Annotated in this window: 11 protein-coding genes, 3 pseudogenes and 1 other annotated feature; of the genes and pseudogenes, 3 read left to right on the top strand and 11 right to left on the bottom strand. The window is 36.9% G+C overall.

The genetic code is table 11. The annotated features are described in order from the left end of the window. The 11 genes and pseudogenes from MKL32_RS12295 to MKL32_RS12245 all read right to left on the bottom strand — a co-directional run. Nucleotides 1-340, bottom strand: a pseudogene (locus tag MKL32_RS12295) (transposase); the annotation flags it as partial. Between the two features lie 114 nt (nucleotides 341-454). Beyond that, a complete protein-coding gene (locus MKL32_RS12290) occupies nucleotides 455-1,045 on the bottom strand; it encodes a uracil-DNA glycosylase family protein (RefSeq protein ID WP_005402594.1) in 591 nt (196 codons plus the stop codon). A gap of 129 nt (nucleotides 1,046-1,174) precedes the next feature. Next, nucleotides 1,175-2,047 (bottom strand): MBL fold metallo-hydrolase, encoded by an 873-nt coding sequence (locus MKL32_RS12285; protein WP_005402593.1) that lies wholly within the window; start codon nucleotides 2,045-2,047, stop codon nucleotides 1,175-1,177. 14 nt (nucleotides 2,048-2,061) lie between these two features. After that, nucleotides 2,062-2,472: a DUF6691 family protein gene (locus tag MKL32_RS12280; protein WP_004911272.1), complete on the bottom strand. Its 411-nt coding sequence runs from the start codon at nucleotides 2,470-2,472 to the stop codon at nucleotides 2,062-2,064. Further along, on the bottom strand, nucleotides 2,469-2,888 hold the full coding sequence (locus MKL32_RS12275) for a YeeE/YedE family protein (RefSeq protein ID WP_004954238.1): 420 nt from the start codon (nucleotides 2,886-2,888) through the stop codon (nucleotides 2,469-2,471). The genes MKL32_RS12280 and MKL32_RS12275 overlap by 4 nt, the downstream gene beginning before the upstream one ends. A gap of 569 nt (nucleotides 2,889-3,457) precedes the next feature. Then, complete coding sequence (locus tag MKL32_RS12270; RefSeq protein WP_004911277.1) at nucleotides 3,458-3,931, bottom strand: DUF6438 domain-containing protein; 474 nt, start codon at nucleotides 3,929-3,931, stop codon at nucleotides 3,458-3,460. Between the two features lie 118 nt (nucleotides 3,932-4,049). Further along, entirely contained in the window at nucleotides 4,050-4,754 is a 705-nt protein-coding gene (gene ispD / locus MKL32_RS12265) for a 2-C-methyl-D-erythritol 4-phosphate cytidylyltransferase (RefSeq protein WP_004911279.1), read from the bottom strand. Continuing rightward, nucleotides 4,738-5,109 carry a cell division protein FtsB gene (gene ftsB, locus MKL32_RS12260; protein ID WP_004911282.1) on the bottom strand — a complete coding sequence of 124 codons (372 nt, stop codon included), beginning with the start codon at nucleotides 5,107-5,109 and terminating at the stop codon, nucleotides 4,738-4,740. Before ftsB ends, ispD begins: the two co-directional genes overlap by 17 nt. A gap of 10 nt (nucleotides 5,110-5,119) precedes the next feature. Continuing rightward, on the bottom strand, nucleotides 5,120-6,409 hold the full coding sequence (gene eno / locus MKL32_RS12255; RefSeq protein WP_004911285.1) for a phosphopyruvate hydratase: 1,290 nt from the start codon (nucleotides 6,407-6,409) through the stop codon (nucleotides 5,120-5,122). 45 nt (nucleotides 6,410-6,454) lie between these two features. Beyond that, nucleotides 6,455-7,312 carry a 3-deoxy-8-phosphooctulonate synthase gene (gene kdsA, locus MKL32_RS12250; protein ID WP_005402590.1) on the bottom strand — a complete coding sequence of 286 codons (858 nt, stop codon included), beginning with the start codon at nucleotides 7,310-7,312 and terminating at the stop codon, nucleotides 6,455-6,457. 32 nt (nucleotides 7,313-7,344) lie between these two features. Then, the gene (locus MKL32_RS12245; RefSeq protein WP_004911289.1) at nucleotides 7,345-8,982 is read right to left on the bottom strand and encodes a CTP synthase; all 1,638 of its coding nucleotides are present in this window, start codon (nucleotides 8,980-8,982) and stop codon (nucleotides 7,345-7,347) included. A 366-nt stretch (nucleotides 8,983-9,348) separates the two neighbouring features. Between MKL32_RS12245 and MKL32_RS12240 the strand changes: the two genes are divergently transcribed. The 3 genes and pseudogenes from MKL32_RS12240 to MKL32_RS12230 form a co-directional block, all read left to right on the top strand. Then, nucleotides 9,349-9,792: a hypothetical protein gene (locus tag MKL32_RS12240; RefSeq protein ID WP_004911292.1), complete on the top strand. Its 444-nt coding sequence runs from the start codon at nucleotides 9,349-9,351 to the stop codon at nucleotides 9,790-9,792. A 230-nt stretch (nucleotides 9,793-10,022) separates the two neighbouring features. After that, nucleotides 10,023-10,232, top strand: a pseudogene (locus MKL32_RS12235) (metal-dependent hydrolase); the annotation flags it as partial. 50 nt (nucleotides 10,233-10,282) lie between these two features. Next, nucleotides 10,283-11,276 (top strand): annotated as a pseudogene (locus MKL32_RS12230) (IS3 family transposase); the annotation flags it as partial. Continuing rightward, nucleotides 10,558-10,674: a sequence feature (AL1L pseudoknot), on the top strand. (Overlaps the previous pseudogene by 117 nt.)

Raw genomic sequence — 11,276 nt, 5'->3', positions numbered from 1 at the left:
CGACACATCGTTTTAATCTTAAATTGATGGCTGTACTCAAGGATAAACTGATACTTTACTCGGGCAGGCTTGCAAAGTACCTTGCGGCCTTTTTTAAGATATCTCGCTCTTCTTCAGTTTGCTTAAGCTGACTTTTAAGACGAAGGATCTCTTTCTTTGCTTCGAGTAGTTCATGTTCATCAGGGTTGTTGCGTAAAGGCTGTACGGCCTTTAGCCATTTATAAATGCTGTGCTGTGATACACCTAAACGTTCAGCCACATCAGTGACAGAATATCCACGTTCGGTAATCAATTTAACAGCTTCATCTTTAAATTCTGGGGTGTATCGTTGTCCACTCATAATGTTCTCTCCTATGCAAAAAGAATAGACGAAATTTGTCTAGGAGAGTGGTGGCAGTCCAAAGAATAGACGAAATTTGTCTAGGAGAGTGGTGGCAGTCCACTCTGTATTTAACTAAACCAAGCCAATTTCTTCAAAAAATAGCTTATATGCTTCTGCCTTCTTATCTAGAGCTAAAGGATAAGCACGTGACGATGAAGGTAAACGATATAAACTTAACTCTCGCTCCATATAGTTTACTTGCACAGATTGTCCAATCATCGGTTTAATGGGGTTCTCAGGAAAATGCTGCATCAGTGTATCTGTCGCTTTATCACCAGTCGTCATAATGGTGTGACATGCAGGAATTTGGATGAGTAATTCTGACAAATCTGTAGGCGTGACTATTTCTAGAAATTTATCAGATGCATTACCTTGTAATCTTTTAATTCGAAATGCGGTATCGAATATTCCTACACCAATTTCTATCAAAAATTCACGAATTTTTTGTTCTTTAAAGTTTTTATTTGATAAATCAAGGAAATAGTTTTTATCTTTGAAAAATATTAATCCGAATATTCGCCACATGTCATTTTGATAATTTGGATAGTAAAAATTCATCCTCCATCTGTTTTGAGGAGGAGGAAAGCTTCCCAACATTAGCAACTTAGCATTATATGGTAAGAATGGCTTCAGTGGATGTGTTTCAATTTCAAAAATAGTCATTAAAATCTAACAACATGAAAAATTTAAAACAGTTTAATCAATTATTCTGTATCAAAATAGCTTTCTCATTTCTAATAGAAAATAAACAAGGAAGATAACGTGTATCTTCCTTGTTTATCAATTTTTTTATCAACGTTTAAAAAAATTGAATGGTAACTTTAAATACCGCACACCATTACTTTCTGGTTCTGGAAAACAACCTGCATCCATATTGATTTGTATAGATGGCAGAATCAACTTTGGCATCGCCAAAGTGGCATCACGTGCCTGACGCATCTTTACAAAATCTTGTCGATCGGTATCAGATTTCAAATGAATATTACTGTGTTTCTGTGCAGCAATTGTTGTCTCATAGAAATACTCATTTCTACCTTCAGGCTTATAATCATGGCATAGATAAACACGCGTATCATCAGGTAGTTCATATAACTTTTGAACAGAATCAAAAAGTATATCCGCACTTCCTTTAGGAAAATCACATCTCGCCGTACCATAATCTGGCATGAATAAAGTATCACCAACAAAGACAGAATCACCAATGACATAACTCAAGCACGCTGGCGTGTGTCCAGGCGTTGGAATATTGTAAGCATCTAGATGACCAATCTTAAAATGCTCATCATCTTTAAAGAGATAATCAAAAGTTTGGTGTGAATTAAACATCTTCACATCAAGATTGTATATTGAGCTAAAGGTCTCTTGCACAATACCGATCTTTTCACTCATCGCAATCTTTCCACCCAAATGTTCTTTGAGATACTGAGATGCGGTTAAATGATCTGCGTGGACATGTGTTTCTAGTATCCACTCAACCTTTAACTGATGAGTCTTTACGAAATCAATAATTTGATCTGCACTATGAGTTGATGTAGAAGCAGATGCAGCATCATAATCTAGAACACTGTCAATTACGGCACATACTTTAGTTTCTGGGTCAGTCACCACATAACTAAATGTATTTGTATTTTCATCAAAAAATGCTTTGACTTGAGGATGTTGCATCTAATCTCTCCTAATTATCGTTCTGCCCATATGCGATGAATAAAGATACCGAGGAACATTGCTCCGATAAAATACCATGCTTCAGCATAGCCTAACCCGATCAGAGTAATTGCAGGTGCAGGACATACACCAGCTATCCCCCAACCTATACCGAACAGCATCGAACCAACGATCAATTTTTTATCGATCTGTTTATTAGTGGGTAATGAAATTACTTCACCGAATAATGTTTTTGGATTTCGGATCGCTTTTTGGAATGGAATGATGGCAATCGCAATAGCCCCAATCATCACAAACATTAGGCTAATATCCCACTCACCAAAAATGTCTAAAAATCCTAAAACTTTTTCAGGATTTGACATACCTGAGACCATTAGTCCTAGTGCAAATAATCCGCCAAATATGAACGCAAATACATTTTTCATATCGCAACTCCTAAAATATGGCGAATAACGAATACAGTCACGATTCCAGCTAGCATAAATGTGACCGTTGCAACGATCGAACGCACTGATAAGCGACTCATACCACAGATACCATGACCACTAGTACATCCCGAACCTAATCGCGTACCAAAACCTACCAAGATTCCAGCAATGATTAATCCAATTGGTGAGGATTTAATCACAATCTCAGGTTCAACAAATAATTGGTAAATGAAAGGAATGATGAATAAGCCAGACAAGAACCAAAATGCAGGATTATTCAAAAGTGATTTAGGTTGTAAAACCTGCGCAAGCAAGCCACTAATCCCTGCAATACGACCATTTACATACAAATAGCCCACTACTGCAATTCCAAGGATAGCACCGCCAATCAAAGCTAAAATAATGCTAGACATTGTTTTACTCTTTAAAACATTATATTTTTTTATAATATATTATATTATATATTTAATGAAGTAATTATTCAAAAACTATACAAATCTTTTTGTATCGATTTTCAAGTATTTTCTATGTCCATTAAATTAAACATTTGATTTAATTGAATAGTTTATCTCATTTAATTTTTAACAAAAAATATTTTTTGACTATTGGAAAAAACTTCAATGCTCTGCTCTATTTTACGCTTTACAACCTCGTCCTTTTAATTTAAACAACCGTTAGAGCCAAGTTGATGTTATCTAAAGTTAAAAAAACTAAGTAGTAATGCTCAGAAAATTTGATATCGTCTTTTCTAGTTTAACTATTATTAGCATAAATAATGGCTAGGTTGTTAACTAAAACATAAAGTTTTTAATCAAGCGATTCTCAAGTTTGAGCTAATTTTAATTTATTAATTTTATATCGTGTTTACAGACTAATTCTCTATAGTTTTCTATCTAAGCTGCCGTATGCAGTTATACGACAGCTAGTTTTTTACAATCTAAGAAATTTCTACAAGCGGTATGCGCTTGTCATCAGACAACACTTATACCAGTTCTTCAATTCCTATTAATGTAGGTAACTTATCAATTAATTTGTTTAATTCATCATTTGCAGGAGAAATACAACCAGTGTAATGACTCAAACGTGTTGTAGTACCATCTGCTTGTTTCCACCAAAAATAAGAACTAGGTTTATCTGTTGCAGTTTGCACACAACCTGTTGTTTTTACATTAGAACCAGTTTCTGGACGATAAGTTTTTAATTCACTTTGTAATTTCTTATACACAGCTTGATCTACTTGAAGATCGCGTGTGCCCGTTACTTTAGTGTATTGTTTGCCCTCGAAATGAACTATTCCATTAGGTGAAACTTCAACTGAATAAATTGGACATGCACCAAAACATGGGCTTGTTGAATAACGGATCGTTTCTTGAGCTACATTTTGAGATTGCTCAGGTGTTGAAGCACAACCAACTAATGCCAATGTAAAAAAACTTGAAAGTAATAATTTTTTCATTTGTTAATCCGTTGTAAAGTTTAGTCAATAAATTTATCAAATAGTGAAATAGTTGTCATTTATATTGGTGTTACAATCATTAAATTTTCAATTTTGCTTAGGCTATTTTTATAAAAAATTAATTTATGGCTTGTGATTGCAATATTAAACGAGCGAGTTCTAAATCATCTGGATAAGTGATTTTGATATTATCTGAACGACCTTGTACAACTTGTACGGGTTCATTTACATATTCAAGTGCACTTGCCTCATCAGTAATTACAATTTGATCTTTCAGTGCTGTCTCTATTGCATTTTTTAATATGCTTATCTTTGCCACTTGTGGTGTTTGAGCTTGCCACAATAGATCACGACTCACTGTTTTCTCTATTTGATGGTCTTCAACTACTTGTTTTAATGTATCTCGAACAGGTATAGCTAAAATGGAACTCTGATCTGACTCTACAGCAGTAATTATCAATTTTTCGAGACAATCTGTTGTAACGCAAGGGCGTGCTGCGTCATGTACGAGAACCCAATCATTTTCATCTGCAATATTTAATAAATACATCAAAGCATTTAATACCGAATGAACACGCTCAGCTCCCCCCTTACAAAAGTGAAGCCTATCTAAGTGCTCAAAAGCTAATGTCTGGGCAAAGTTATCGCTCTCACCTATAGCGATAACACATCCAGCTAACTGCAAAGTATTGAGCCTGTTGACCGTATGCTCAATTACTGTACGCTGAGCAATATATTGATATTGTTTTAATTCAGATTTTGAAAAACGACTACCTGAGCCTGCTGCTGGTACAACAGCCCATAATTTAGTCTGGATTTTCATTGGTTGGGGCATCTAATTTTGCATTTGGATCGATATAGATCGGTTTGTAATGGGTACTGATCGTACTCATTTGCACAAAGGTCTCATTTGGTTTGATTAAACCTAGATCGAGACGTGCATGTTCTTCAATCGCTTCAGTTCCATTTTTTAAGTCAAAAACTTCAGCCGCTAAAATGCGATTACGCTCTTTTAGCTCTTCATTGATTTCAGCTTGCTGCGTGATTTGTTGAGCTAAAGCTTGATGAGGGAAATATCCTCCCTCACCTAACCAAAATTGGTACTGTAAGCTTGCAATCAGAACGATTGCAAGCAACAGAATCAATTTACTCGAAGTTGATCGAAAGACTTCTAGCATAATTCAGAGATTATTTTAAACCTTTGAATTCAGCTTTACCGCGGTAAGCTGCTTTAGTCAATTCTTCAATACGAAGTAATTGGTTATATTTTGCAACGCGGTCAGAACGGCATAGAGAACCAGTCTTAATTTGACCAGCTGCTGTACCTACTGCCAAATCAGCAATAGTCGAATCTTCTGTTTCACCAGAACGATGTGAAATAACAGTTGAATAGCCATTTGCTTTAGCTAGATAGATAGCATCTAATGTTTCAGTCAAAGTACCGATTTGGTTATATTTGATCAGAATAGAGTTACCTACTTTCTCATCAATACCACGTTGTAAAATCTTAGGGTTTGTTACGAATAAATCGTCACCAACCAATTGGATTTTGTCACCAAGAATTGATGTTAAGTAGCTCCAACCCTCCCAATCAGATTCATCCAAACCATCTTCGATCGAGATGATAGGATATTGATTTGCAAGACCAGCTAAATAATCAGCAAATTGATGGCTTGTGAAAGCACGGTTACCTTCGCCTTCTAAAACGTATTGACCGTTTTTGTAGAACTCAGAAGATGCGCAGTCTAAAGCAAGCATCATGTCAGAACCAGCTTTATAACCAGTTAACTCAATTGCTTGTAAAATAACTTGGATCGCTTCTTCATTAGAGCGCAAGTTAGGTGCAAAACCACCTTCATCACCAACTGCAGTATTTAAACCTTGTTTCTTTAAAACTGATTTTAAAGAATGGAATACTTCAGCACCAGCACGTAACGCTTCAGCAAATGAAGTGAAACCAACTGGCTCAATCATGAACTCTTGAATATCAACAGTGTTATCTGCATGCTCACCACCGTTGAGGATGTTCATCATCGGTACAGGCATAGTCAAAATAGTTTGACCACGAAGGTCTGCGATATATTGGAAAAGAGGAAGTTTCTTTTCTTCAGCAGCAGCACGCGCAGCAGCTAAAGAAACTGCTAAAGTTGCGTTTGCACCTAATTTTTCTTTGTTTTCAGTGCCATCAAGCGCGATCATTGTATTATCAATGTCTTTTTGCTCAAAAACTGATTTACCCAACAAAGCGTCACGAATCAATGTGTTAACATTGTTAACTGCTGTACGAACACCTTTACCTAAGTAACGTGATTTATCTCCGTCACGAAGTTCTAAAGCTTCACGAGAACCAGTTGAAGCACCAGATGGTGCACATGCACGACCAACAACCCCAGATTCTAAAATTACGTCTGCTTCGATGGTTGGGTTACCACGAGAGTCCAAAATTTCGCGTGCACGGATGTCAACGATTTGGCTCATGAACAATTCCTCTGTTTAATGAATAAAAAGATGTATTTTCATACATCAATGGGTATCTAACTTTTTGAATCCTTTAACTAAAGTATCCAATTCTTTTAACTGTGCCAAGAATGGCTCTAATTGAGATAAGCGTAATGCACAGGGTCCATCACATTTCGCTAGTTCAGGCTCTGGATGTGCTTCTAAGAACAAACCAGCTAAACCAGTCGCCATGCCTGCACGTGCTAACGTCGTAATTTGAGCACGACGACCACCAGCTGAATCAGCACGTCCACCAGGTGTTTGCAATGAGTGCGTCACATCAAAGAACACAGGGACATTCATTTCTTTCATGATGTCAAAACCAAGCATATCAACAACTAAGTTGTTATAACCGAATGCTGAGCCACGTTCACAAAGAATTAGTTTGTCATTTCCAGCTTCAAGACATTTATGCAAAATATGGCGCATTTCATGTGGAGCTAAGAATTGTGCTTTTTTAATATTGATAATGGCCTGAGTCTTAGCCATCGCCTCAACCAAATCAGTTTGACGACTTAAAAAAGCAGGTAATTGAATAATGTCAGCAACTTCTGCAACTGGAGCTGCTTGATATGGTTCATGTACATCAGTAATGATAGGGACATTAAATTGTTTCTTAATGTCGGCAAGCCATTTAATCCCTTTTTCTAAACCGGGACCGCGAAAAGAATTCAAACTTGAACGATTCGCTTTGTCAAAGCTCGCTTTGAACACGTAAGGAATATCTAAGCGTTTGCAGATGTCAATATAAGTTTCAGCAATTTCAAAAGCTAAATCTTTTGATTCTAATACGTTCATTCCGCCAAATAATACAAATGGCAAATGATTTGCCATTTGTATATCGCCTAAACGTACAACTTCTTGTGGTTTTAATTGTGACATTTAAACTTTCCCAGTTTATTTAAAGAACTGCATTATTTACCTTGTTGGTGCTGTTTTTTCGCAGCATCAATAAAACCAGCAAATAATGGATGTCCATCACGTGGTGAACTTGTAAATTCTGGGTGGAATTGTACAGCAATAAACCAAGGATGTTCAGGAATTTCTACAGTTTCAACTAAATGTTGTACAGAAGAATAACCTGAAATTTTCATACCAGCTTCTTCAAGCGTAGGAATGAAACGATCATTCATTTCATAACGATGGCGATGACGCTCAGTAATTTCAGCTTTACCATAAACTTCGCGAGTTTTAGTACCTTCAACCAATTCTGACTTTTGAGCACCAAGACGCATTGTTCCGCCTAAGTCTGATTCAAGACTGCGCTGTTGTAATTCGCCACGCTCGTCTAACCATTCAGTAATTAAGCCAATTAATGGATATTTAGTTGAACGATTAAACTCTGTAGAGCTTGCTTCTGGAATACCTGCCACATTGCGAGCATATTCAATTACAGCGAGTTGCATACCTAAACAAATACCCAAGAAAGGTATTTTATTTTCACGTGCATACTGGATCGCACGCATTTTACCTTCAGTACCGCGCTCACCAAAACCACCTGGCACAAGGATCGCATCAGCAGTATTTAAAACACTAATATCTTGTTGTTCAAGATCTTCAGCATTTACATAATCAATCTGAACTTTTACGCGATTTTGGATACCAGCATGTAAAAGTGCTTCATTGACAGATTTATATGCATCTGGCAATTCAACATATTTACCAACCATAGCTACACGTACCGTGTACTCTGGATTGAGTAATGCTTCAACAACATTATCCCAATCTTCAAGATTTGCTTCAGGAAGATCATTAAAACCAAAACGCTCACAAATTAAATCGTCAACATTCTGTTCATAAAAATTACGTGGGATTTGGTAAATTGTTTTCGCATCTTTACAAACAACAACTGCACGCGCTTCTACGTTAGTGAAAAGAGCAATTTTACGTTTAGTATCAGCATCAACATCATATTCAGTACGACAGATTAAAATGTCTGGTTGAATACCAATTGAAAGTAATTCTTTAACTGAGTGTTGAGTAGGCTTTGTTTTTAACTCAGCAGCTGATTTGATATACGGCAACAAAGTCAAATGCATGAGCATTGTACGTTTATGACCCAACTCAACCATAAGTTGACGAACCGACTCCATAAATGGAAGTGATTCGATATCACCAACAGTCCCGCCAATTTCTACAATAGCAACGTCGTAACCTTCACCTGCACGAAGAACACGTTCTTTGATATTGTCAGTAATATGCGGAATTACTTGAACTGTACCGCCTAAGTAATCACCACGACGTTCTTTATTCAAAACATCTTGATAAACACGACCACTTGTAAAGTTGTTTAATTTGGTCATTTTCGCACGACGTAAGAAACGTTCGTAATAGCCCAAATCTAAGTCAGTTTCAGCACCATCCTCTGTGACGAAAACCTCACCGTGCTGGAATGGACTCATGGTACCTGGATCGACATTAATGTATGGATCCATTTTTACCATAGTGACTTTTAAGCCACGGGCTTCCAAAAGTGCAGCAACAGAAGCAGCAGAAATACCTTTACCTAGTGATGAAACTACACCACCAGTGACAAAAATAAAATGGGTCATTGAGTTTCTCGTACAATCGAGCCGAAATCGGCCTACAATGTTGTGCAATTTTACTGTACTCTGCCCTAATAAAGCAAAGTCAAACCGCATCAATTCAAAGAACTATAAACAACTGGCTATTCTATCAGCATTTTCGATAAAAATTTATCGGAATTGTGGATATTTCATACATAAATTCTTTTTGCTTGGCTGACAGCAATCGTTTTCAAGTTTAGATTATGATTTTTTAGTTTTATCACTTTAAAAATTAGTATGGATGGTGCAAGCAACTATAAAATATCAACAAAGCTGTTTGATGTAAGTGATTTATTCTTTTAATTTGCTGATATAATTCCCCCTGTCCTTTTTTAATATGTTGTTTTAACAATGGCGAATAAAAAACTTTTACTTTGTGCAGCGATTGCTACTGGTCTTTTATTAACTGCGTGCGTCAAAAAAGAAGAGCCTAAAAACGAAGATCAGCAAGAACAAACTGCTGAAACTGAAACGAGTCAAGCACAAACTGAGCCTAAGAACAGTGAGTTTGAAACGCTTGAAAGCGTAGATAATCAAGAAACTACAGCTCCTGTTACCGAAACTATTCGTGAAGAAACTCCAAATACAACAACTGAAGTTCGTCGTGAGATTCGCCCTGCTGAAACAACTACTAGCAGCCAAACTCAAACTTCTACAACAGAACAACCTAAACCGACTCAAACTGAACCAAAACCAGTAAAGACGGAACCACAAAAGCCAGCTACTCCAGCTCAATCTGAAGAAGATGCTGTTGCAGCAGCAATTGCGGCTGCTACACCTGCGCTTAATAATTAAGTTATCTTATGAATACCCAAATCAAAATTATGGTTTGGGTATTTAATTCATAAAAAATTTTATCTTCTTTTATCCTTTTACTCTAAAACACATGTCAGAAACGATTCTCTATCTATCAGTTAGGGACAATATTATCTATCTTCTTCAAAATTAATTGACAGGAAAAGAATATAGAACTAGCTTCTACCCTATAAGTTCTATTTTAGAACTCATAATAAATGGAGTAAATAATGAAAACTAACTCAACCCGTTTACCTGCCTCATTTCCTGTACATCGCATGGATTACAATTTCGAAAATACACCTAAATACTGGTGTGCTAATGATCCAGCAATGACACATTATTTCACCGGACTCTCAACCTTATTTCCAGAAGGTGAATCTTATTTCGTGCGATCAGTAAGAGCATTACGAGAACATGCAAAACTGAATGAAGCATTATGAACCGTACCGGGTTTGTCGGAGAGTCAATATTCTGAGAGACTATCCCGATGACAAAATTAAAATATACCCCTGAAATCAGAGAAAGAGCAGTTCAATTATTGATTGAATCTGAAAAAGATTATCCTTCTACTTGGGCTGCAATCACAGCAATTGCGCCTAAGATCGGTTGTACTCCTGAAACACTTCGTGCCTGGCATCAAAAGCATTTAGATCAGCAAAATCCTATTAAAGTACAACAGATATCTGATCAAGAAAAAATGAAGCAAATGGAACGTGAAATTAAAGAATTAAAGCGTGCCAATGAAATTCTACGTAAAGCAGCCGCTTTTTTCGCCGAGGCGGAGCTCGACCGCCCATACAAATAATGGTGGATTTTATCCATAACAATAAAGATCGATATGGTGTTGATGCGATTTGTAGGATTTTACCGATCGCAGCTTCAACCTATTACCGAACTTTAGATCTCGCTGACAATCCAGAACATCGAGCGAAACGAGATCTACATGATGAGCATCATGCTGAACAAATTAAACGAATTTGGAAGGAAAGTTCAGGTCGATATGGTGTACGTAAAGTCTGGCAAAAATTAAAACGTGAGGGTTATGTTATTGCACGTTGTACAGTTGCTCGATTGATGCAAAAGCTAGGTATACAAGGTGTTTGGCGTGGTAAGAATAAACAAACCACCCGTAACCGAGATGACCAAAAACGGGCAGATGATTTAGTGAAACGTAATTTTAATGCTGATCATCCAAACCAACTATGGGTGGGTGACTTTACCTATATTCAAACTCATTCAGGCTAGGTATATACCGCATTTGTTATTGATGTGTTCTCACGAGCAATTGTTGGATGGAAAGTATCTACACGGATGAATACAGATATGGTGCTCGATGCATTGGAGCAAGCATTGCATGATCGAGGCATGCCAAAGAATGTGATTCATCATTCCGACAGAGGTGTGCAATATCTTTCTATTCGCTATACCAATCGTTTAGAAGCAGCAAATTTAAGAGCATCAGTCGGTACGACTGGTGATTC

Source organism: Acinetobacter sp. AOR34_HL (assembly GCF_027854795.1).
Taxonomy (GTDB): domain Bacteria; phylum Pseudomonadota; class Gammaproteobacteria; order Pseudomonadales; family Moraxellaceae; genus Acinetobacter; species Acinetobacter junii.
Note: the sequence above shows the minus strand (reverse complement) of the source record. Positions and strands in the feature narration are given on the sequence as shown.